At 64.7% G+C, this 22,163-nt stretch carries 21 protein-coding genes and 1 tRNA gene; 11 read left to right on the top strand and 11 right to left on the bottom strand.

Annotated features, from left to right (window positions below):
- Positions 1-75 precede the first annotated feature (75 nt).
- The 5 genes from lon to MCIT9_RS09810 form a co-directional block, all read right to left on the bottom strand.
- The gene (lon, locus tag MCIT9_RS09830) at positions 76-2,472 is read right to left on the bottom strand and encodes an endopeptidase La (protein WP_317704713.1); all 2,397 of its coding nucleotides are present in this window, start codon (positions 2,470-2,472) and stop codon (positions 76-78) included.
- 169 nt (positions 2,473-2,641) lie between these two features.
- Entirely contained in the window at positions 2,642-3,916 is a 1,275-nt protein-coding gene (clpX, locus tag MCIT9_RS09825) for an ATP-dependent Clp protease ATP-binding subunit ClpX (protein WP_317704712.1), read from the bottom strand.
- 106 nt (positions 3,917-4,022) lie between these two features.
- Entirely contained in the window at positions 4,023-4,649 is a 627-nt protein-coding gene (gene clpP / locus MCIT9_RS09820) for an ATP-dependent Clp endopeptidase proteolytic subunit ClpP (protein WP_317704711.1), read from the bottom strand.
- 5 nt (positions 4,650-4,654) lie between these two features.
- Positions 4,655-5,965: a trigger factor gene (tig, locus tag MCIT9_RS09815; RefSeq protein WP_317704710.1), complete on the bottom strand. Its 1,311-nt coding sequence runs from the start codon at positions 5,963-5,965 to the stop codon at positions 4,655-4,657.
- A gap of 88 nt (positions 5,966-6,053) precedes the next feature.
- Positions 6,054-6,140 (bottom strand) — tRNA-Leu (locus MCIT9_RS09810).
- Between the two features lie 56 nt (positions 6,141-6,196).
- Here MCIT9_RS09810 and MCIT9_RS09805 point away from each other — a divergent pair.
- From MCIT9_RS09805 to MCIT9_RS09780, 6 genes are all read left to right on the top strand, one after another.
- Complete coding sequence (locus tag MCIT9_RS09805) at positions 6,197-6,859, top strand: class II aldolase/adducin family protein (protein ID WP_317704709.1); 663 nt, start codon at positions 6,197-6,199, stop codon at positions 6,857-6,859.
- Positions 6,856-7,335, top strand: coding sequence for a GlcG/HbpS family heme-binding protein (locus tag MCIT9_RS09800; protein ID WP_317704708.1), 480 nt, complete (start codon positions 6,856-6,858; stop codon positions 7,333-7,335). The genes MCIT9_RS09805 and MCIT9_RS09800 overlap by 4 nt, the downstream gene beginning before the upstream one ends.
- A 355-nt stretch (positions 7,336-7,690) precedes the next feature.
- The gene (locus MCIT9_RS09795) at positions 7,691-9,019 is read left to right on the top strand and encodes an ATP-binding protein (protein ID WP_317704707.1); all 1,329 of its coding nucleotides are present in this window, start codon (positions 7,691-7,693) and stop codon (positions 9,017-9,019) included.
- On the top strand, positions 9,012-9,548 hold the full coding sequence (locus MCIT9_RS09790; RefSeq protein ID WP_317704706.1) for a response regulator transcription factor: 537 nt from the start codon (positions 9,012-9,014) through the stop codon (positions 9,546-9,548). The genes MCIT9_RS09795 and MCIT9_RS09790 overlap by 8 nt, the downstream gene beginning before the upstream one ends.
- Before the next feature lie 122 nt (positions 9,549-9,670).
- A complete protein-coding gene (locus tag MCIT9_RS09785; protein WP_317704705.1) occupies positions 9,671-10,885 on the top strand; it encodes an NAD(P)/FAD-dependent oxidoreductase in 1,215 nt (404 codons plus the stop codon).
- 127 nt (positions 10,886-11,012) lie between these two features.
- Positions 11,013-11,852: a hypothetical protein gene (locus MCIT9_RS09780; protein ID WP_317704704.1), complete on the top strand. Its 840-nt coding sequence runs from the start codon at positions 11,013-11,015 to the stop codon at positions 11,850-11,852.
- On the opposite strand, the gene mutM is transcribed toward MCIT9_RS09780, so the two are convergent.
- From mutM to hflD, 6 genes are read right to left on the bottom strand one after another with little or no spacing between them, the layout of a single operon-like run.
- Positions 11,849-12,661: a bifunctional DNA-formamidopyrimidine glycosylase/DNA-(apurinic or apyrimidinic site) lyase gene (gene mutM / locus MCIT9_RS09775; protein ID WP_317704703.1), complete on the bottom strand. Its 813-nt coding sequence runs from the start codon at positions 12,659-12,661 to the stop codon at positions 11,849-11,851. The two genes, MCIT9_RS09780 and mutM, sit on opposite strands and share 4 nt — an antisense overlap.
- A complete protein-coding gene (locus MCIT9_RS09770; RefSeq protein WP_317704702.1) occupies positions 12,661-13,503 on the bottom strand; it encodes a DUF4340 domain-containing protein in 843 nt (280 codons plus the stop codon). The genes mutM and MCIT9_RS09770 overlap by 1 nt, the downstream gene beginning before the upstream one ends.
- Complete coding sequence (locus MCIT9_RS09765) at positions 13,503-14,870, bottom strand: DUF4350 domain-containing protein (protein ID WP_317704701.1); 1,368 nt, start codon at positions 14,868-14,870, stop codon at positions 13,503-13,505. The genes MCIT9_RS09770 and MCIT9_RS09765 overlap by 1 nt, the downstream gene beginning before the upstream one ends.
- Complete coding sequence (locus MCIT9_RS09760) at positions 14,867-15,622, bottom strand: ABC transporter permease (RefSeq protein WP_317704700.1); 756 nt, start codon at positions 15,620-15,622, stop codon at positions 14,867-14,869. The genes MCIT9_RS09765 and MCIT9_RS09760 overlap by 4 nt, the downstream gene beginning before the upstream one ends.
- Positions 15,619-16,542, bottom strand: a complete 924-nt coding sequence (locus MCIT9_RS09755; RefSeq protein ID WP_317704699.1) for an ABC transporter ATP-binding protein — start codon at positions 16,540-16,542, stop codon at positions 15,619-15,621. Before MCIT9_RS09755 ends, MCIT9_RS09760 begins: the two co-directional genes overlap by 4 nt.
- Complete coding sequence (gene hflD / locus MCIT9_RS09750; RefSeq protein ID WP_317704698.1) at positions 16,532-17,161, bottom strand: high frequency lysogenization protein HflD; 630 nt, start codon at positions 17,159-17,161, stop codon at positions 16,532-16,534. Before hflD ends, MCIT9_RS09755 begins: the two co-directional genes overlap by 11 nt.
- 106 nt (positions 17,162-17,267) lie before the next feature.
- Here hflD and MCIT9_RS09745 point away from each other — a divergent pair, with 106 nt between their 5' ends.
- The 5 genes from MCIT9_RS09745 (at position 17,268) to ispD (ending at position 22,163) form a co-directional block, all read left to right on the top strand.
- Positions 17,268-18,905 carry a CTP synthase gene (locus MCIT9_RS09745; protein WP_317704697.1) on the top strand — a complete coding sequence of 546 codons (1,638 nt, stop codon included), beginning with the start codon at positions 17,268-17,270 and terminating at the stop codon, positions 18,903-18,905.
- Positions 18,902-19,735, top strand: a complete 834-nt coding sequence (kdsA, locus tag MCIT9_RS09740; RefSeq protein WP_317706734.1) for a 3-deoxy-8-phosphooctulonate synthase — start codon at positions 18,902-18,904, stop codon at positions 19,733-19,735. Before MCIT9_RS09745 ends, kdsA begins: the two co-directional genes overlap by 4 nt.
- A gap of 26 nt (positions 19,736-19,761) precedes the next feature.
- A complete protein-coding gene (gene eno / locus MCIT9_RS09735) occupies positions 19,762-21,042 on the top strand; it encodes a phosphopyruvate hydratase (protein ID WP_317704696.1) in 1,281 nt (426 codons plus the stop codon).
- Positions 21,039-21,311 carry a septum formation initiator family protein gene (locus MCIT9_RS09730; RefSeq protein ID WP_317704695.1) on the top strand — a complete coding sequence of 91 codons (273 nt, stop codon included), beginning with the start codon at positions 21,039-21,041 and terminating at the stop codon, positions 21,309-21,311. Before eno ends, MCIT9_RS09730 begins: the two co-directional genes overlap by 4 nt.
- A 165-nt stretch (positions 21,312-21,476) precedes the next feature.
- Positions 21,477-22,163 carry a 2-C-methyl-D-erythritol 4-phosphate cytidylyltransferase gene (gene ispD / locus MCIT9_RS09725; protein WP_317704694.1) on the top strand — a complete coding sequence of 229 codons (687 nt, stop codon included), beginning with the start codon at positions 21,477-21,479 and terminating at the stop codon, positions 22,161-22,163.

Genomic DNA, 22,163 nt, shown 5'->3' with positions numbered 1-22,163 from the left:
TGGAGAACGCCTGAGCGGCCTTCCCTGGCCGTAGGCGGGCTGTTGGCCCGGAAGCGACAGGCAGAGCGTCGGCCCTCAGTGAGCCGTCACCGTTTTGGGGTTGCGCCTGCCTTTGGTCTTGGCCTGCGGGGCTTCGACCTTGGGTTCCAGTGGCGTGGGTTGGTATTCCAGCGCCTTGGCCAGCACCTCGTCGATCCAGCGGACCGGCACGATTTCCAGATTCTGCTTTATGTTTGCCGGAATCTCCGCCAGGTCCTTTTCGTTCTCCCGGGGGATGACGACGGTGCGGATACCGCCGCGGTGGGCCGCCAGCAGCTTTTCCTTCAGGCCGCCGATGGGCAGGACTTCGCCGCGCAGGGTGATCTCGCCGGTCATGGCCACGTCGCAGCGTACCGGGATGCCGGTCAGGGCCGAGACCAGGGCGGTGCACATGCCGATGCCGGCGCTGGGACCGTCCTTGGGCGTCGCCCCTTCGGGGACGTGGATGTGCATGTCCTTGGTGTGATAGAAGTCCGGGTCGATACCCAGCACTTCGGCGCGGCTGCGGACCACGGTGATGGCCGCCTGGATCGACTCCTGCATCACGTTGCCGAGCTTGCCGGTGTAGATCTGCTTGCCCTTGCCGGGAACCGCCACCGCCTCGATGGTGAGCAGTTCGCCGCCGACCTCGGTCCAGGCCAGCCCCGTGACTTGCCCTACCTGATTGGATTCCTCGGCGCGGCCGTAGCGGTAGCGGGGGACGCCCAGGTATTTCTCCAGGTTGCGGGCGGTGATCCGCACCGGCCCCTTGGTCGGTTTGGCCTGCAGATTTTTGACCACCTTGCGGCAGATCCCGGCGATCTCCCGTTCCAGGTTGCGTACCCCGGCTTCGCGGGTGTAATGGCGGATGATGTCGAGGATGGCGCCGTCGCTGAAGTGGATCTCGTCCGCCTCGAGGCCGTTCTGCCTGACCTGCTTGGGGACCAGGTAACGCTTGGCGATGGCCAGCTTCTCGTCCTCGGTATAGCCGGGCAGGCGGATGACCTCCATGCGGTCGAGCAGGGCCGGCGGGATGTTCAGGGTGTTGGCGGTGGCGATGAACATCACGTCGGAGAGGTCGAAATCCACCTCCAGGTAATGGTCGTTGAAGGCGTTGTTCTGCTCCGGATCGAGGACTTCCAGCAGGGCCGAGGCCGGATCGCCGCGGAAATCCATGGCCATCTTGTCGATCTCGTCGAGCATGAACACCGGGTTGCGCGACTTGACCTTGGCCAGATTCTGGACGATCTTGCCCGGCATCGAGCCGATGTAGGTGCGGCGATGGCCGCGGATCTCAGCCTCGTCGCGCACGCCCCCCAGGGCCATGCGCACGTACTTGCGGTTGGTGGCCTTGGCGATCGAGCGCCCCAGGGAGGTCTTGCCGACCCCGGGCGGTCCCACCAGGCAGAGGATCGGGCCTTTCATCTTTCTGACCCGCTGCTGCACCGCCAGGTATTCCAGAATCCGCTCCTTGACCTTTTCCAGGCCGTAGTGGTCGGCGTCGAGGATCTCTTCGGCCTTTTTCAGGTCGTCGCTGACCTTGGTGCGTTTCTTCCAGGGCAGGCTGACCATCCAGTCGATGTAGTTGCGCACCACGGTGGCTTCCGCCGACATGGGCGACATCATCTTGAGCTTGTTGAGCTCGGCCTCGGTCTTTTCCCGCGCTTCCTTGGGCATGCCGGCCTTGGCGATCCGCTGGGCCAGTTCCTCGATTTCGTTCGGCGCATCGTCCAACTCGCCCAGTTCCTTCTGGATCGCCTTCATCTGCTCGTTGAGATAGTACTCGCGCTGGTTCTTCTCCATCTGCTGCTTGACCCGGCCGCGGATACGCTGCTCCATCTCGAGGATGTCCACCTCGCTTTCCATTTGCAGGATCAGCTTCTCCAGGCGTTCGGCCACGTCCGCGGTTTCCAGGATGGCCTGCTTTTCCTCCAGCTTGAGGTTCATGTGCGCGGCGATGGTGTCCGCCAGCCGGCCCGGCTCGTCGATGCCGCTCAGGGAATTGAGCACTTCCGGCGGAATGCGCTTGTTGAGCTTGACGTACTGCTCGAAGGTGCTGACTGCGGTACGCATCAGCACGTCCAGTTCCTGATCGCTGCAGCTGCAATGGTCGTGGAGCGGGAGGGCGTGGGCGACGAAGGTGCTGTCGATCTCCTCGTAGCTTTCCGCCCGGCTGCGCTGGTTGCCCTCCACCAGCACCTTGACGGTGCCGTCGGGCAGCTTCAGCAGTTGCAGGATGGTGGCCAGGGTGCCGATGCGGTAGATGTCGTTGAAACCGGGATCGTCCTGTTCGGCGTCCTTCTGGGCCACCAGGAAGATCTGCTTGTTGGTGCGCATGGCCGCGTCGAGGGCCTCGATGGACTTTTTGCGGCCGACGAAAAGCGGGATGACCATGTGGGGATAGACCACCACGTCGCGCAAAGGCAGGACAGGGATGAATTGGGATGTGGTCATACGGGTACGTTTCCGAATGGTAGTGGAAGATGAGGAGAAATCGGGCCGTCTACGTTAAATATGGGCAATCGGCCGGAGAAATACAAGTTTCCGCTTAGATCGGGAAAAGCGGCGCCGGGTTCCGGCGGGTGGGGGCCGGACCCGGGCGGGTCCGGCGCAGGATGACCGTTTACTGAGCCGAGGCCCGCTGCTTGTCGTTTTCGTAGATGAGGTAGGGCTTGGAGTCGCCGTTGATGACGCTCTCGTCGATCACCACCTTGGTGATGTTGTCGCTCGAGGGCAGCTCGTACATGATGTCGAGCAGCACCGCCTCGAGAATGGTGCGCAGGCCGCGGGCGCCGGTCTTGCGTTCCATGGCCTTGCGGGCGATGGCGCGCAGGGCGTCCTCGCGGATCTCCAGTTCGCAGCCTTCCATCTCGAACAGCTTCTTGTACTGCTTGACGAGGGCGTTCTTGGGCTCGGTGAGGATGCGCACCAGGGCGTCCTCGTCCAGTTCCCGGAGGGTGGCGACCACCGGCAGGCGGCCGACGAACTCGGGGATCAGGCCGTAACGGATCAGGTCCTCGGCCTCGACCTCGGAAAGGATCTCGCCGACACTGCGGGAATCCTCCTTGCTCTTGACCTCGGCGGAAAAGCCGATGCCGCCCTTTTCCGAGCGCTGGCGGATGATCCGCTCCAGCCCGGCGAAGGCGCCGCCGCAGATGAACAGGATGTTGGAGGTATCGACCTGGAGGAACTCCTGCTGCGGGTGCTTGCGCCCGCCCTGGGGCGGCACCGAGGCGACGGTGCCCTCGATCAGTTTCAACAGCGCCTGCTGCACCCCTTCCCCGGACACGTCCCGGGTGATGGAGGGGTTGTCCGCCTTGCGGGAGATCTTGTCGATCTCGTCGATGTAAACGATGCCCGACTCGGCCCGTTCCACGTCGTAATCGCATTTCTGCAGCAGTTTCTGGATGATGTTCTCCACGTCCTCGCCCACGTAGCCGGCCTCGGTGAGGGTGGTGGCGTCGGCGATGGTGAAGGGGACGTCGAGCAGGCGCGCCAGGGTTTCCGCCAGCAGGGTCTTGCCGGAGCCGGTGGGACCGATGAGGAGGATGTTGCTTTTGGACAGCTCGACCTCGTCTTTGCGGCCGGTCTGGGTGCGCAACCGCTTGTAGTGGTTGTAGACCGCCACCGACAGGACTTTCTTGGCCTCTTCCTGGCCGATCACGTATTCGTCCAGCACCGCCTTGATTTCCTTCGGCTTGGGCAGGCGGTCGCCGCTGTCCTCCGGATTCTCCTGCAGTTCCTCGCGGATGATGTCGTTGCACAGGTCCACGCATTCATCGCAGATGAACACGGACGGACCGGCGATCAGTTTGCGGACCTCGTGCTGGCTCTTGCCGCAGAAGGAGCAGTACAGCAACTTGCCCTCTCGATCTTTACCGCGCTTGGCGTCGCTCATAGGTTACCTCGAAAAAGAATGAAAAACCGGAAATCCTCGCACGCCACGTTGGGGTCGGATAGTATCAGCATATACCCGAACGCGGGAAATTTCCAAACCCCCGCCGTCATTCCTCCTGGAGCTTGGTCCGCGAAGTCAGCACCCTGTCGATCAGACCGTATTCCAAGGCTTCCTGGCCGCTCATGAAGTAATCGCGGTCGGTGTCCTGCTGGATCTTCTCCAGCGGCTGGCCGGTGTGTTTGGCCAGGATACGGTTGAGACGGTCGCGGGTCTGCAGGATCTCGCGGGCGTGGATGTCGATGTCGCTGGCTTGACCCTGGAAGCCGCCCAGCGGCTGGTGGATCATCACCCGCGAATGGGGCAGGGCATAGCGCTTGCCTGCGGCGCCGCCCGCCAAGAGCAGGGCACCCATGCTGGCGGCCTGGCCCATGCACATGGTGCTGACGTCGGGCTTGATGAACTGCATGGTGTCGTAGATGGCAAGCCCGGCGGTGACCACCCCGCCCGGGGAGTTGATGTAGAGATGGATGTCCTTGTCGGGGTTTTCCGACTCCAGGAACAGCAGCTGGGCGACCACCAGGTTGGCCATGTGGTCCTCCACTGGACCGACCAGGAAGATCACCCGTTCCTTGAGCAGACGCGAATAGATGTCGAAGGCCCGCTCGCCCCGCGGCGTCTGTTCGATCACCATGGGGATGAGCTGGTCGAGGATGGGATTGGATGGATGTTGCATGGAGATCAGGCTGCCTGTTGTTGTTGCTGATTGATGAGATCCTGGAACTTCACCGGTTCTTCGGTGACCTTGGCGTGTTCCAGAATCCATTCGATGGCACGTTCTTCCAGTACCTGACTTTCGATCTGGGACAATTGTTCCGGGTTGTCGTAAACCCATTCGACCACCGCCTGCGGATCCTCGTAATTCTGCGCCAGTTCCTCGACCGCCTCGCGGACCTTGTCCGGATCGGCTTTCAGATCGTTGGCGCGGATCACCTCCGCCAGCAGCAGCCCCAGGGCGACCCGTTTCCTGGCGCTTTCCTTGAGGTTGTCCAGTGGCAGCTGCTCGAGCAGCTGCGGATTCTGCTTCAGGGCTTCGGCCAGCGGTTGCAGGGCGCGCTGCATTTCCTGTTTGACCAATCCTTCCGGCACCGGGATCGGGTTCTTTTCGAACAGGGCGTCCAGCACCCGTTCCTTGATCCTTTCCTTCAGGGCGGTGTGCAGCTGCCGCTCCAGGTTGGCGCGCACCTCGCGGCGGAATTCCTCCACATCGCCGCTTTCGACTCCGTATTCCTTGACGAATTCGGCATCGACCTGCGGCAGCCGGCCTTCCTCGACCTTCTCCACGTCGACCTTGAACAGCACGGTTTTGCCGGCCAGATCCTCGTCATGGTAGTCCTCCGGGAAGGTCAGTTCGAATTCCAGATGGTCGCCGGCCCTGGCGCCGATCAGCTTGTCCTCGAAGCCGGGAATCATCTTGCCGGCGCCCAGTTCGACCTCGAAGTGCTCGACCTTGCCCTCGCCGACCGGTTCGCCGTCGCGCAGAGCCTCGAAGGTGAGGGTGACCTTGTCGCCTTCCTGGGCCGGGCGGTCCACGGTCTGCCAAGTCTTCTTCTGCTCCCGCAGCTTTTCGATCATCGCCTCCACGTCGGCTTCGGTGACCTCGCAGACTGGCTTGGCGATCTCCAGTTCCTCAATGGCGGCCAGCTCGATTTCCGGATAGACCTCCAGCTCGGCCTCGAATTTGAGGCCCTTGCCTTCGGCCAGTTCCGTGGGGGTGATCTTGGGTTCGCCGGCGATCTTGAGCTCCCGGGACTCGATGGCTTCACGTAGGCCGGAGCTGATCAGATCGTAGACCACTTCCTCGCGGACCTGTTTGCCGAAACGCTGGCGGACGATGCGGGGCGGGACCTTGCCCGGTCGAAAACCGTCCACTTTCACCCGCCGGGCCAGGGATTTCAGGCGGGTGTCGACCTCGGCCTGAATTTTCTCCTCGGGGACCTCGATGGTCAGTTTGCGGCCGATGTCGGATGTGTTTTCGACGGAAATCTGCATAATGGATGTACCTCGGAATGGATCAGGTTGGTTGGAAATTGCGTGGAAAATTCGAAATGCTGCGGGGCATCAGAGGCTGTCAGATGATTGGTGCGAATGGAGAGACTCGAACTCTCACGGGACTATGCCCACTGGAACCTAAATCCAGCGCGTCTACCAATTCCGCCACATTCGCAAGGGTACGTGCCGTCCGGCTTCCGGCTGGCAGCCTGCTAGCTTAGCGGATTTCCCATGCCAGTCAAGTCCTTACCGGCGGCAGATGCAGCCCGGGGCGAAGGCGTCATCCGCTACCGCCTTGACTTCAGTCGCGGCCGGGCGCTGCGGTGGCCTGATTATCCCCGGCTGGAATCCTGGCGCCGGATCCTGCGCCGCCTCGGCATGATCGGCCGGGCCCCGGCGCGCTATGGCGGCCTGGCGTTCGGCAACGTCAGCCAGCGGGTTCCCGGTGGCTTCGTCATCAGCGCGACCCAGACCGGCGGCCGGGAGCGTCTTGCCCCCGAGGATTACTGTCTGGTCACGGCGGCGGAGATCGAGGCCAACCGCATCGTCGCCTGCGGTGTCCATCCGCCTTCCTCGGAGGCCCTGACCCATGCAGCCGTGTATCGGGCCGCCCCGCAGGTGACGGCGGTCTTCCACGGCCACAGCCCCGAAATCTGGCGCTGCGGTGAGGCGTTGGGGTTGGGGCTTACCCCGCCGACGGCCGGTTACGGAACGCCGGCGCTGGCCCGGGCGGTCATGGCCCAGGTGCGGCGCCGGCCCCAAGCCGGGGTCATCGTGATGGCCGGCCACGAGGATGGTATTCTGGCCTATGGCATCTCGTTGTCCCGGGCCGGGACCTTGCTGACGACGGTCCTGGCTCGGGCATTGACACTGGAAATAGGAGGTGAGCGATGAAGAAGTGGTTGCTGGGACTTTTGGGCGTGGCGTTTTTCGTGAACGTTGAGGCAGTTGAGACCGTCGAACAGAAAACCATCACCCTGGCAGGCGCGATAAAGGCCGCCCAGGCGGCGCAGCGGGCTTGCCAGGGAAAGGGCTATGCCGTGGCGGTGGTGGACCGCAGTGGCCAGCTGTTGGCGCTGCTGCGGGACGAGCAGGCCGGACCCCATACCATCGACAGCAGCTGGCGCAAAGCCTATACCGCCTTGACCCTGCGCCATCCGACCCACAAACTGGTGGAACGGGTGGTCAAGGATCCCAAGATCCAGGCGCTGGGCGACATGAACGAGAAGATTCTGCTGCTCGGCGGCGGCCTGCCGATTGTCGAAGCCAGGGAAGTGGTCGGTGCCATCGGAGTCGGCGGGGCGCCGGGGGCGATGCTGGACGTGGCCTGCGCCCGGGCGGGGCTGCGGGTCCTGCGCGGCAGGGACTGAAGGCATAAAAAAACAGCAGGGTGAAACGCCCTGCTGTCAAAGAGGAGGAGTATTGCACTACTGTCATGCAATGTGGGTTCGGTCATAACCGAACACGGTTACATCATAGCAACCCATGAAATCGCTGGGAATGCGACAAATTGTCGCAGGGAGACAACATCGGAAAAAAGAAATCTGCAGGGAGCGAGCTCCCTGCATCAAGAGGAGGAAATAGACTGTCTGCCGAGACAAGCGAGACAGGAGGTAATGAGCATTACCGTCGAGTTAAAGAATAGTGGTTATGGGCGGGTTTGGGAATGTGACAAATTGTCGCACCCCCTCGCCCCCCTCATCTTTATGAGCCAAGAGACCTGTCATGTTTCAGCTGCCGCTTGATTCGGCCGACGCCGCGCGCCGCAACCTGCGTTCCCTGTTTCTGCTGCGCAATCTGCTGATCATCGCCGAGCTTCTCATCATTCTGGTGACCCTCTTCGGTGTCGGCGTTCCCCTGGAAACCGATCCGCTCTTGGGCATCATCGCCATGACCGTGGCGCTCAATTGCCTGACCTGGTTCCGTCTCCAGCACGAAAGGCCGGTGACCGAGTGGGAGCTTTTCGGCCATCTGTGTCTCGATGCCGTGGGCATCACCAGCCTGTTGTACTTCGCTGGCGGGGCCACCAATCCCATGGCCTGGTTTCTGCTGCTGCCGTTGATCATCACTGCCACGGTCCTGCCCCAGCAGTTCACCTGGTTGATGATGCTGCTGACCTGTGGCTGCTATACCCTGCTGATCTTCCACTTCCACCCGCTGCCGGCGCTGCCGGTGATGGAGGTCAAGGACACCCGGCTGCTGCCGCCGGAGGAGATCGAAGGCCGGCGGTTCGAGCTGCACGCCTTCGGCACCTGGGTGGGGTTCGTCTTCAGCGCCGGGCTGGTGGCCTATTTCGTGGTGGAGATGGCCAACACCCTGCGGGAACGGGAGCGGCGCCTGGCGGAGATCCGCGAGCAGGCGCTGCGGGACGAACAGGTCATCGCTTTGGGGACCCTGGCGGCCGGCGCCGCCCACGAAATGGGCACCCCGCTGGGGACCATGGCGATCCTGCTGCAGGAGCTGCTGGAGGACTACGACCGCCCGGAAGACCGCTCCCTGCGCCAGCGGCTGCTGATCTTCAAGGACCAGATCGAGCGCTGCAAGAACGCCCTGGCGGTCATGTCCGCTTCGGCGGGCCACGCCCGCGCCGAAGGGGGCCACCGGGAGCAGGTGCGCCGGTATCTCGAATACCTGGTGGGCCAGTGGCGTCAGCAGCGTCCCGGCGCCCGCCTGAAACTCCAGCTCAACGGCGGTCCCGAAGAGGCGGCGCTGCTCGCCGAGCAGACCCTGACCCATGCGCTGCTGAACATTCTCAACAACGCCGCCGAGGTTTCGACCGAACCGGTGCTGCTGCAGGCGCGCTGGAATCACGCCTGGCTCGATCTGGCGATCATCGACTGCGGCCCCGGCATCACCCCCGATCTGCGGGAGGTGCTGGGGCGGCGGCCGGTGGCCTCGAAGAAACGCGGCCTGGGTGTCGGGCTTTTTTTGGCCTATGCCACGGTCGAGCGGCTCGGTGGCGAGATTCTGATGGAACCCATGCCGGATCAGGGCACCTGTACCCGGATCCGCCTGCCTTTGCTGACTCCCGATGAGGAGGATTCCCATGACTGACCTGCCGCGACTGCTGCTGGTGGATGACGACGAGGTGTTCTGCCAGGTGCTGGAACGGGCCCTGGGCAAACGCGGCTTCCAGGTGATCGTCGCCCGCACCCTGGAGGAGGGGCTGGCCCAGGCGACCCGCCTGACGCCGGAATACGCCGTCATCGACCTGCGTATCGGCCACGATTCCGGCCTGGTCCTGGTGCAGAAGCTCAAGGAGCTGGACGTCAACACCCGGATCGTCATGCTCACCGGCTATGCCAGCATCGCCACCGCGGTGGAGGCCATCAAGCTGGGCGCCGTCCATTACCTGACCAAGCCGGCGGATGCCGACGAGATCGTCGCTGCGCTGTACAAGGAATCCGGCGATCCCAACGTGGAGATCAAGGAAAAGCCGCTGTCGGTCAAGCGTATGGAGTGGGAATACCTGCAGAAGGTACTGATGGAACACGGCGGCAACATCTCCGCCGCCGCCCGGGCCCTGGGGATGCACCGCCGCACCCTGCAGCGCAAGCTTGACAAGCGTCCGGTGCGGGAATGACTATGGGAACGGAATAAGCGGCGTCGTTTTTGATCGCTTATCGTTCTATGCAGATAGCGTATAAGCATAGATAATACGGCCGACTGCTTCGGTATCGAAAACAAGAATCTGGAGGCTTGGAAATGGCGGATACCCTTTCCCATAAAATCGTGATCGTCGGCGGCGGCACCGCCGGGCTGGCGGTCGCATCCCATCTAAAGAAATACGACGAAACCCTGGACGTGGCCGTCCTCGAACCCAAGGACGTGCATTACTATCAGCCCGGCTGGACCCTGGTCGGCGCCGGGGAGATGAAACCCAAGGCCACCTGGCGGCCGATGAAGGAGGTCGTGCCCGACGGCGTGGTCTGGATTCAGGAGGCGGTATCCAGCTTTGATCCGGACAACAACCGCCTGACCACCGCCACGGGCAAGACGGTCGGTTACGAATACCTGGTGGTTGCGGCCGGCATCGAGATCGCCTGGGATGCGGTTCCCGGACTGCAGGAAGCCCTCAACGCCAACGTGGCCCAGTCCATCTACGACTTCGACCTGGCGCCGCGGGTGTGGGAGGCGATCAAGGGCTTCGGCGGCGGGACGGCCATCTTCACCCAGCCGAAGCCGCCGTTCAAGTGTCCCGGCGCAGCGCAGAAGATCACCTATCTGGCCGACGACGCCTGGCGCAAGCGCAACGTGCGTGGCAAGACCAAGCTGATGTTCTTCGCCGCCGCCCCCGGCATCTTCCCGGTCAAGCGCTATTCCAAAACCCTGAACGAGGTGCTGAAGCGCAAGGCGATCGAAACCCACTTCCAGCACCATCTGGTGGCCGTCGATCCGGAGAAGAAGGAGGCGACCTTCGAGCACGTGGTCACCGGCGACCGCCAGACCCACGCTTTCGACTTCCTCCACGTCACCCCGCCGATGCGGGCGCCGGCCTTCCTGAAGGAATCGCCCCTGGCAGGCGAGGGCGGCTGGGTCGATGTGGACAAACACACCCTGCGCCATGTCAAATACGCCAACGTCTACGGCCTGGGCGACTGCACCAACACCCCCAACTCCAAGACCGCCGCCGCCGCCCGCGGTCAGACCTACGTGGTGGTCAGCAACCTGGTCACCGATCTCGAAGGCGGGCAGGGCATCGCCGCCTACGACGGTTACGCCTCTTGCCCGCTGATTACCGGCTACGGCAAGCTGGTGCTGGCGGAGTTCGACTACAACCTCAAGCCCAAGGAGACCTTCCCCATCGACCAGAGCAAGGAACGCCGCAGCATGTACTGGTTCAAGAAGTACTTCCTGCCCTGGTACTACTGGAGTGTGCTCCTCAAGGGGGGTGACACGCCGATGTGGCCGCTGAGCTGAGAAGGCCCAAGGTCGGGACTGCAGCTGCCGGGAACGATCCCGGAAGCTGCGTTTGGGGATGCGGATCCGGGCGGCATCGGCTATAGTTTTCAAACGGACTAACGAGTAAAGTTGGGGGATTGTCGCTATGTCGAGATTCGTCGCCCGTACGGGGGCGCTGCTGGTATTGGGCTGGAGCCTGGCCGGGAACGGCTTCGAAGTGGTGATTCAAGGGCAGCGTCTGGTGCCGGAGGAAGACAGCCAGACCTGTATCGAAATCGCCGGTGAATATCCCGGTGTCAGGATCGAGGCCAGCGAGGCCGGCAAGGTGCCGCAGGTCTGCTACAGCGATGCCAAACGGGACATTCTCAGCATCCATAACGTGACTTTCGTGGCTTTGGCGCAACCGGGCGCCGCAGCGGCGGTATCGCCGGTGCAGGAAGTCGAAACCCGGCCGCTCGCCGAATCCGGCGACAAGGCGCAAAAACCGCTCTCCCTGCAGCCGGAAGTGGTGATCGAATTCCAGCACACCTTCCCCCCGGGCCCCAACGGACGGATCATGGCGCGGGCCAAGATCGGCGGCTTCTTCGCCACCGCCGACGGAATCGGCGTGGCCACCGGCAGCCGGCTCCGTTACGAGGGCCTGTTCATCCAGGACGGCGGTGAGGATACGATCGCCGAGCCTTTCGAGCACACGGTGGGGGAGACGATGGACTCGGCCCTGTTCGACAACAAGGCCAAGGAGCGGTATCTGATCGCCGGTCCCCGGACCCTCAAGGCCAGGCTGGGCTTTCAGTTCGCCGCCGTGGGCCAGAAGCTGACCCTGTCCCCGCGGGCCTCGGTCAGCATCGATACCGGCTCCCGCTTCGAGGACAAGCTGGAGGAGATAGAGGAGGGCATCGAGGTGCCGGGCGCCGAGTTTCCCAAGGAGACGGTACCGTCCGGGGAAGAGGAACCGCTCGATTTGGAAGAGGAGCTCAACCTCTAACGCTGGCAGCGCGGGCACAGGTAAGTGGCCCGCTGCCCCAGCGTGATGCGCTCGATGGGGGTGTGACAACGGGGGCAGGGTTGCCCCTCGCGCCCGTACACCTGCAGAGCCAGCTGGAAGTAACCCGGCTGGCCTTTGTCGTTGACGAAGTCGCGCAGGGTCGTCCCCCCCTGGACGATGGCCCGTTCCAGGACCGCCTTGACCGCCGCGGCGAGACAGTCGTAACGCCGGCGTCCGATGCGGCCGGCCGGGCGGCGGGGGTCGATGCCTGCGGCGAACAGCGCCTCGTTGGCGTAGATGTTGCCGATCCCTGCCACCACGTGCTGATCCATGAGGAATTGCTTGACCGCGCGCCGGCTGCCGCGGGAACGGCGGTATAGCCAGGCACCGTCGAAATCCGGGGACAGCGGTTCCGGTCCCAGATCCCGCAGCAGCGGATGGTCCTCAACCGGGCCCGGCCACCACAGCACCGCGCCGAAGCGGCGCGGATCGCGCAGCACCAGACTGCGGCCGTCGTCCAGGGTGAAGATGACGTGATCGTGTTTGCCGAAGGTGGCGGTGTCGGTCAGGCGCAGGCTGCCGGACATTCCCAGGTGAACGATCAGGTGACCGGTTTCCAGTTGCAACAGCAGGTATTTGCCCCGTCGCTGCAGCGCCCGGATGGTCTGGCCGCAGACCTGTCCGGCCAGACCGTCCGCAACCGGCCAGCGCAGCCGGGGCTGGCGCACCCGGACGGAAACGATGCGGCGCCCGCGCAGGTGCGGCTCGAGACCGCGCCGGGTGGTCTCGACCTCCGGCAGTTCCGGCATCAGTCCCCAGCCGCTTGAGGCGGCTGCAGCAGCCGGCGGCCGCTCTGGCCGTAGAAGTGATAACGGAGCTTCCGCTCCGGGCGCAGCAGGATCAGTTCCGGCTCCCGTTGCAGCACCAGGAAGCGGATTTCCCGCCCGTCCACCCGGATTCGGATTTCGGGTTTGCCTGTCGGGACCGGGCCTTCGAAGGGGCCGATCTGGATGGCGCGGGCCAGCCGCCATGCGTCGACCCAGCGCTGCAGGCGCTCCGGGGCCAGTTCCGGCTCGGCGCGCCAGCCGCCTTTTTCGGTCCGGGACAGATGCCAGCCGGGCAGCGCGAGTTCCTGCAGCTCGTCTTCGGGCAGCAGTCGGGTGTCGATCCAGTCGGTGGGGGGCGAGGTCAACAGGTGGAACAGGGTGTCTTCGATCAGATGGACCCGGCCGTCGGCAGTCTGGACGTAGCGGCGGAAGTCGATGGGATTCTGATTGCCGAAGCGGAAAGGCGTCTTTTCCAGCACCACTTCCGCCCGCGGGGGCTCAAGGCCGAACTTGCGCAGTTCATCCCCGCTGACCTGGTAGCTGGCCTGACTTTCGGTCTTGGGCAGCGCCAGCACCTGCTCGATACGGTAGCTGTCGGCCCGGGCCTCGTAGGGCTGGCGCATCCGCCAGCCGCCGTCGCTGCGTTCGAATACGATCCGGGTGGCGTCGTGACGCACGGTGATGTGGCGGACGGTTTTAGGATCGATGTCGGCCAGCGCCGGTTTGCGCGCCTCCTGCGGCTGGCGCTGCAGCCACCACACCCAGCCGCCGAGCCCGGCGACGAGCAGGAACAGCACCGCGATGGTGAGCCAGCCGTGACGCATCAGGCCCTCCTGCGCCGCCACCAGAGAATGCCGCCGCAGGCCAGCAGCCCCGCCGGCAGCAGGAGCAGGAAGCCGAAGGCGATCAGGGTCAGCGCCAGGGGCGAGAGGTTGAGCTGGGTGTCCGGGGCGGTGTGGGCGGGGATGTCGATGAAACGGTCCTGGTGGGTCAGCCATTGGACCGCGTTCAGCCCCAGGTCCTGATTGGCGCCGTTGCCCAGATAGGTGTTGGTGAGAAAGTCCCCGTCGCCGACGACCACGATACGCTGGCGCACCGGTTCCTTCTCGCCCTCGCGCTGGAATTCACGGGTCAGGGTCAGGCCCAGGGTCAGGGGCCCTTCGCGCTCGCCCTGGTCGGGATCGAGGCGGATCTCCCCTTCCAGGGGGCCGGTTTCGGTCCAGGTGCGCGGCAGCGTCTCGAGGAAGGGGGTGGGGTGGAACGGGGATTCGCCGCCGCTCTCCAGCGCCCGCGCCCCCGGGAACAGGCTGAGATTGCGCAGGTTGCGGGTGATCGGATGCGGCGGATACTGGGCCACCAGCACGAAGGTGGGGTCGGCGATGCCCAGGATCTGCCCGCTGGGATCGACGATGGTGCCGGGCAGGGGCTCGATCCCCAGTTGTTCGGCGAGGGGTTTGAGCCCCTTGAGGTCGCCGGGTTCCAGCAGCCACCAGAGGTTGCCGCCCTGTTCCAGGTAAGCGCGCAGCAGCTTTACCTCGCCGGGCAGGTAGGTGGTCTGGGGGCTGGCGATGACCAGGGCGGTGACACCCTCCGGTAGCTTAGGATGCTGGACCGGATTCCAGGTTTCGATCTTGAAGCCGCGCTGCTGCAGGGCGTGGCCGAACTGGCCCAGGTCGAAGTTGGCGTCCCCCAGGGGATCGCGCTCGCCGTGGCCGGTGACGAACACCAGGGTGCGCTGCTCGCTGCTGGCCAGGCGCAGCAGGGCGTTGGTGAGACCGGCTTCGCTGAGATCGGTGAGTTTTTCCCGGCGGCCCTGATATTCGATCACCAGCTCACCGTCCATGGTGATGCCCAGCTCCCGCACCTTGTCGGGGTGAAGGTCCGGATTGACGAACACCAGTGTCAGATCCGGTTTGTGGCGCTGATAGGGGGTGACTAGGTCGCGGATACGCTCGCGCACTTCCTGGTTCTCCTCCCGGGCGTAGGCGGTGATGGTCACCGGTTCCTTCAGGGTGTCGAGTACCTTGCGGCTGGCCTCGGACAGGGTGTGGCGGCCGCTGGCGGTCCAGTCCCATGCGGTCGCGTAATGCTGCGACAGCCAGCCCAGCAGGCCGATCAACCCCAGGAACAAAATCGTGAACAGCCAGTTCTGCAGGCGGATTTGCTGGTGGAGATGGCGGTCGAGCTTCATTTCTGCAGCCGGTCGTAGTCGAGACGGCGGACGCTGAGGGTCAGGAAAGCGGCGATCAACAGCACGAAGTAGCTGAGGTCGGCGCTGCTCACCAGCCCCTTGAGCAGGTTTTCGTAGTGGTGCAGCAGCGACAGGGCGCTGAGCAGTTCACCCTTTTCGGTGCCGATGGCGGCGCTCCAGTCGATGATCCACAGCAGCAGCAGGGCGCCGAAACTGCCCACCGCCGCCACCGTGGGCTGGCTCGCCAGGGTGGACAGATACAGGCCGCTGGCGGCGAAGGTGGCCAGCAGCAGGCTGAGAGCCAGGATACAGGCGGCCAGCTTGCCCCAGTCCAGATGGGTACCGAAGGCCAGCGACAGCGGCATCAGCGTGATCAGCAGGACCATGACGCCCAAAAGGCCAAGGATTCCCAGATATTTGCCGAGAATGATCTCGGTGACCGAGACCGGGGCGCCCAGCAGCAGGCTCAAGGTGCGGTTGCGGCGTTCCTCGGCGATCAGGCGCATGGTCAGCAGGGGGGTGACCAGCAGCAGGATCACCCCGGCGTTGCCGTAGAGGGGGACGACCACCAGGTCAGTGACGCCCGGGGCCTCGTGCAACATCGCTAGGCGGGGCTGGAGTTGCTGGAAATATTCCAGCTGGGCCAGGAACAGGTAGGCGAGCAGGAACTGCACCACCGCCAGGATAGACCAGGCCAGCGGCGACAGGAACAGGCTGCGCAGTTCGCGGGCGGCGATGACCAGAGTGCTCATGCGGCCTCCTGGCGGGTGATGTCCACGAAGATTTCCTCGATGGAATGGCGCACCGGCGTCAGTTCCAAAAGCCCCCAGCCCTTTTCCACCACCAAAGCGGCAAGGGCCGGGGCGGGATTGCGGTCCTTGTCGTGGAAGACTTCGTAACGGTGGCCGCCTTCCAGGGGGCGGACGTCGTGGACGCCGTTGACAGCCTGCAGGGCGGCCGGGTCCGCCGGGTCCGCGGTCACCAGGATGAGGCTGGAGGCGCGCATGTGGCGTTCCAGTTCGTCGATGGGGGCGTTGAGGGCCACCTTGCCCTGATGGACGATCATCACCCGGCTGCAAACCGCCTGCACCTCCGGGAGGATGTGGGTGGACAGCAGCACCGCGTGCTCGCGCCCCAGGTCACGGATCAGGCTGCGGATCTCGCGGATCTGGATCGGGTCGAGGCCGACGGTGGGTTCGTCCAGCACCACCACCGGCGGCGCATGCAGGATCGCCTGGGCGATGCCGACCCGCTGCTGGTAACCCTTGGACAGGTTGCCGATCAGGCGCCCGCCCACCGCCGCCAGGCCGCAGCGGGCCTTGGCTTCGTCCCGGGCGCGGATCAGCGCGGCGCCGCGCAGACCGTGGAGACGGCCGCAGTAGTTCAGGTATTCGTCCACCGTCAGCTCCCGGTACAGGGGCGGGATCTCCGGCAGGTAGCCCAGGTGGCGCTTGGCCTCCTTGGGGCGCTCGAGCAGGTCGATGCTGTTGATGCGGATCTCCCCGGCGCTGGGGGCCAGGGTGCCGCACAGCATCTGCATGGTGGTGGACTTGCCGGCGCCGTTGGGGCCGAGGAAGCCGAGGATCTCCCCCTTCTCCAGGGTCAGGGACAGGTCGGCCACGGCGCAGGTGTTGCCGTAGAAGCGGTAAAGATTTCTGGCCTCAATCAGCATTGATTTCCCGCAGCAGAGAATCGACTTCGTGGAGTAGGCGCTTGCGGTTGAACAGGAACTTCCAGCGGGCGCCGCCGCACTGGCGCCAGAGCAGGGCGGAGCGAATCCCCGCCAGCAGCAGGGCGCGGATGCGGCAGGCGTTGCTGCGTTCGCTCAGGTGCCGGCGCTCTCCGGTGATGATGATCTTCGGCCCCAGGGGGCTGATGTGCTCATGGTAGGTGTCGGCGAGAATCTCCAGCACGGTTTCGTCAAGCACACCCTGGTCGCGGGCGATCGCGGCGGCCCGCTCGACACCGGCGCGCACCCGTTTCCGGGCCTCGGTACTGGCGCTCAGCTTGCCCTGCAGCAGCATGAGCTGGGCGCTGTAACGGGCGTGTTCCGGGTCGATCTGGCCCTGGGCACCCAGCTGGCGGCGCAGTATTTCCAGGCCGGGGCGCAGATTCTTCAGGCCCCCGTAGACGTCTTCGGTGCTGGCGGCATCGACCTTGAGGGTGCTGGCGATGCTGGTGGCCATCGCGGCCTCGTCGGGCTCGCCGGTCTTTGCGACCTGCTGGACCAGATCGATGGCCTGGCTCAGGCCGGCCAGGGCGATGGCTTGATTGCGGGTGGATTGCAGCATGGCCAATAAGATACCTGTTCGACGGTGCTGGAAGCAAGATTGTCAAGCCGTGACGCCGTCGGTGCCAACGGGTAAAATACTTCGTTTGTTCGCGCTTGGGATTTCCATGACCAGATACATCTTCATCACCGGCGGGGTGGTGTCCTCCCTGGGCAAGGGCATCGCCGCCTCGTCGCTGGCGGCCATTCTCGAGGCTCGGGGCCTGAAGGTGACCCTGGCAAAGTTCGACCCTTACATCAACGTCGATCCGGGCACCATGAGCCCCTACCAGCACGGCGAGGTGTTCGTCACCGAGGACGGCGCCGAAACCGATCTGGATCTGGGCCATTACGAACGCTTCGTCTCCACCACCATGGGGCGCCGGAACAACTGGACCACCGGCCGCATCTACGAGCGCGTGATCCGCAAGGAGCGCCGCGGCGACTATCTGGGAGGAACGGTCCAGGTCATCCCCCACATCACCGACGAGATCAAGGCCGCCATCGAGGCCAGCGCCGACGGGTACGACGTGGCCCTGATCGAGATCGGCGGCACCGTGGGCGACATCGAGTCCCAGCCCTTCCTGGAGGCGATCCGCCAGCTGAGGATGGAACTGGGGCCGGGACGGTCGGTATTCGTTCACCTGACCCTGGTGCCCTATGTGCGCTCGGCCGGGGAATTGAAGACCAAGCCGACCCAGCATTCGGTCAAGGAACTGCGTGCCATCGGCATCCAGCCGGACGTGCTGCTGTGCCGCAGCGAAAAGGGGCTGCCGCGCAGCGAACGCAAGAAGATCGCCCTGTTCACCAGCGTGCCGGAGGAGGCGGTGATCTCGGCGGTGGACGCCGATTCCATCTACCGCATCCCCTTGCTGCTCCACGACCAGCGCCTGGACGAAATCGTTCTCGACAAACTCCGGCTCCAGGCCGATCCCGCCGATCTGTCGGCCTGGGAAGAGGTGGTGCGGTCCCTGGAGAACCCGGTGCACAAAGTTACGGTTGCCATCGTCGGCAAATACGTGGATCACGTGGACGCCTACAAATCCCTGCACGAGGCCTTGGTGCACGCCGGCATCCACACCCGCACCGACGTGGTGATCCGTTACGTGGATTCCGAAGACGTGGAATCCCGGGGGACGGAAGTGCTGGAGGGGTGCGACGCCATCCTGGTGCCCGGCGGGTTCGGCCAGCGCGGGGTCGAGGGCAAGATCGCCACCGCCCGCTTCGCCCGGGAGCGGAAAATTCCTTATCTGGGGATCTGCCTGGGGATGCAGGTGGCGGTGATCGAATACGCCCGCCACGTGGCCGGACTCGAAGGGGCCCACAGCACCGAGTTCGATCCCGACACCCCCCATCCGGTCATCGCCCTCATCACCGAATGGCAGGACGCCACCGGCCGCATCGAGCGCCGTGATACCAATGCCGACCTCGGCGGCACCATGCGTCTCGGGGCCCAGCCCTGCCGCCTGCTGCCTGGGACGCTGGCCCAGCGCCTGTACGGCCGGGATCTGATCCGCGAGCGCCACCGCCACCGCTACGAATTCAACAACGCCTACCGCGAGCCCCTGGAGCGGGCCGGTCTCAAGGTGTCCGGCGTGTCGGAGGACGGCAGGCTGGTGGAGATCGTCGAGATCCCCGATCATCCCTGGTTCCTCGGCTGCCAGTTCCATCCCGAATTCACTTCCACCCCGCGCCGGGGGCACCCCTTGTTCATCGGCTTTGTCCGGGCGGCCCTGGCGCACCAAGAGAGGACCGCATGCGTATGAATCTCTGTGGTTTCGAAGCGGGGCTCGACCGCCCCCTGTTTCTCATCGCCGGCCCCTGTGTGATCGAAAGCGAGCAGCTGGCCCTCAACACCGCCGGGCACCTGAAGGAGATCACCGCCCGCCTCGGGATTCCTTTCATCTACAAATCCTCCTTCGACAAGGCCAACCGCTCCTCCAAGGACAGCGTCCGCGGTCCGGGGCTGGAGAAGGGGCTGGAAATCCTCGCCGAAGTGAAGCGGCAGATCGGCGTACCGGTGCTCACCGACGTGCACGAATACACCCCACTGGCGGAGGTGGCTGCGGTGGTGGACGTGCTCCAGACGCCGGCCTTCCTGTGCCGCCAGACCGACTTCATCCAGAACGTGGCCCGCCAGGGACTGCCGGTCAACATCAAGAAAGGCCAGTTCCTGGCCCCCTGGGACATGAAGCACGTGGTCGCCAAGGCCAAGGCGGCGGGAAACGACCGCATTCTGGTGTGCGAGCGCGGCTACACCTTCGGCTACAACAATCTGGTGGTGGACATGCGTTCGCTGGCGGTGATGCGCGAGACCGGGTGTCCCGTGGTGTTCGACGCCACCCATTCGGTGCAGCTGCCGGGCGGTCGGGGGACCGCCTCCGGCGGCCAGCGCGAGTTCGTGCCGGTGCTGGCGCGGGCGGCGGTGGCCGTGGGCGTGGCCGGGGTGTTCATGGAAACCCATCCCGATCCGGACAAGGCCCTCAGCGATGGTCCCAACGCCTGGCCCCTGGACCGCATCGAGGCGCTGCTGGAAACCCTCATGGCCCTCGACGCCGTCGCCAAGCGGGGGCCGTGGCTCGAAAACACGGTTTGACAAACTAAACCCAACAAGGAGACGACATGGCCAAAATCGTAGACATTCACGCCCGAGAGATTCTCGATTCCCGCGGCAATCCCACCGTCGAGGCCGAGGTGAAGCTGGCTTCCGGCGTCATCGGCTGCGCCAAGGTGCCTTCCGGGGCTTCCACGGGCACCCGCGAGGCGGTGGAGTTGCGCGACGGCGATCCCAGGCGCTATCTGGGCAAGGGCGTGCTCAAGGCGGTCGCCAACGTCAACGGCGAGATCAAGGACGCTCTGGTGGGAATGGACGCCGCCGACCAGGCCGCCCTGGACCGCAAGATGATCGAACTGGACGGCACCGACAACAAGGGGCGCTTGGGCGCCAACGCCATCCTGGCGGTGTCCCTGGCGGCCGCCCATGCCGCCGCCCTCGACGGCAACGTGCCGCTGTATGTCTATCTCAAGGACAACGAATTCCGCCTGCCGGTGCCGATGATGAACATCATCAACGGCGGGGCCCATGCCGACAACAACGTCGATTTCCAGGAGTTCATGATCCTGCCGGTGGGTGCGCCCAGTTTTCGCGAGGCCCTGCGTTACGGCGCCGAGGTTTTCCACCACCTCAAGAGCGTGCTGAAGGCGAAAGGCTACAACACCGCTGTCGGCGACGAAGGCGGTTTCGCTCCCAACCTGTCCTCCAACGAGGAGGCCCTGCAGGTGATCCTGGAAGCCATCGACAAGGCCGGATACCGGGCCGGTGAGGACATCATGCTGGGGCTGGACGTGGCCAGCTCGGAGTTCTACCGGGACGGCAAGTACGTGCTGGCATCGGAAGGCCAAAGCTACGATTCCCAGGGGTTTGCCGACTATCTGGCCGACTGGGTCGCGCGCTATCCCATCATTTCCATCGAGGACGGCATGGCCGAGGACGATTGGGCCGGCTGGAAGATCCTCACCGACAAGCTGGCCGGCAAGATCCAGCTGGTGGGCGACGACCTGTTCGTCACCAATCCCGCGATCCTGCAGGAAGGCATCGACAGAGGCATCGCCAATTCCATCCTCATCAAGGTGAACCAGATCGGCACCCTGACCGAAACCCTGGAAGCGGTGCGCATGGCCCACGATGCCGACTACACCGCGGTGATCTCCCACCGCAGCGGCGAAACCGAGGATGTCACCATCGCCGATCTGGCGGTGGCCTGGGGTACCGGCCAGATCAAGACCGGTTCCCTGTCGCGTTCCGACCGCATCGCCAAGTACAACCGCTTGCTCAAGATCGAGGAGGAGCTGGGGGACAAGGCGGTCTATCCGGGACGCGGCGCCTTCCCGCACTTGCGGTGAGAGCGGCGGTCGTGATTCTCGCCGGACTGCTGCTGGCCCTGCAGTACCGGCTCTGGTTCGGGGACGGCGGCTTCGTCGAGAACCGCCGTCTCCAGGCCCGGGTGGGCGAGCTGCGATCCCAGGTGGCCGAGCAGGAAGAGGGCAACCGTGCCCTGGAGGCGGAGGTGCTGGACCTCAAGCGCAATCTGGCCGCGGTGGAAGAACGGGCCCGGCGCGATCTGGGGATGATCCGGCGCGGCGAAATCTATGTGATGGTGGTGCCTCAGTGAGCCTTCCGGGAGGATGGTCGTGGGAAACGGATGGAGGGGCGTACTCAGCCTGGATGGCCGAGTACCGAGCCCCCAGGGATGGGTTCACGGCGTCCCCTGAATCCGTTTCCCACGACCATCGCGAAATCGCCACGGCGCCCATAGCAACAGATTCGTGAAAGAGACATGAAGGTTCGCTGTTTCGCCGTCGTTCCCGCCGCCGGCAGCGGCAAACGCATGGGGGCGGCCGTGCCGAAGCAGTATCTGGAACTGCTCGGCAGGCCGGTGCTGCAACATACCCTGGAGCGCCTCCTGGCGGTGGCGGCGGTCGAGCGTGTCGTCGTCGCTCTGGCGGCGGATGACCCGCGCTGGCCCGCCTTGCTGGCGGCGTCCGATCCCCGGGTGATGACCACGATCGGCGGGGCCGAGCGGGGCGACTCGGTGCTGGCCGGGTTGCGGGCGTTGGCGGCGGAAGCCGGTCCCGACGACTGGGTCATGGTCCACGACGCCGCCCGTCCCTGCCTGCGCCCGGACGATGTGGAAAAGCTGCTGGCGGAGCTGAAAGGCGATCCGGTCGGCGGCATCCTGGCGTTGCCGTCGGTGGATACCCTGAAGGAAGTCGAGGGTCGCGACATCGTCGCCACCGTGGACCGCAGCCGCATCTGGCGCGCCCTGACGCCGCAACTGTTCCGCTATCGGCTGCTGACCGAGGCACTGGAACGGGCGCTTGCGGCCGGGGCGACGATCACCGACGAGGCCAGCGCGGTGGAATGGGCCGGGCGCCGTCCGAAGATCGTCGAGGGCCATCCGGGCAACATCAAGATCACCCGGCCGGAGGATCTGCCTCTGGCCGAGTTCTATCTGAGGCAATAG

Origin of the sequence: Methylomarinovum caldicuralii (assembly GCF_033126985.1) — a bacterium.
GTDB classification, from domain to species: Bacteria; Pseudomonadota; Gammaproteobacteria; order Methylococcales; family Methylothermaceae; genus Methylohalobius; species Methylohalobius caldicuralii.
Note: the sequence above shows the minus strand (reverse complement) of the source record. Positions and strands in the feature narration are given on the sequence as shown.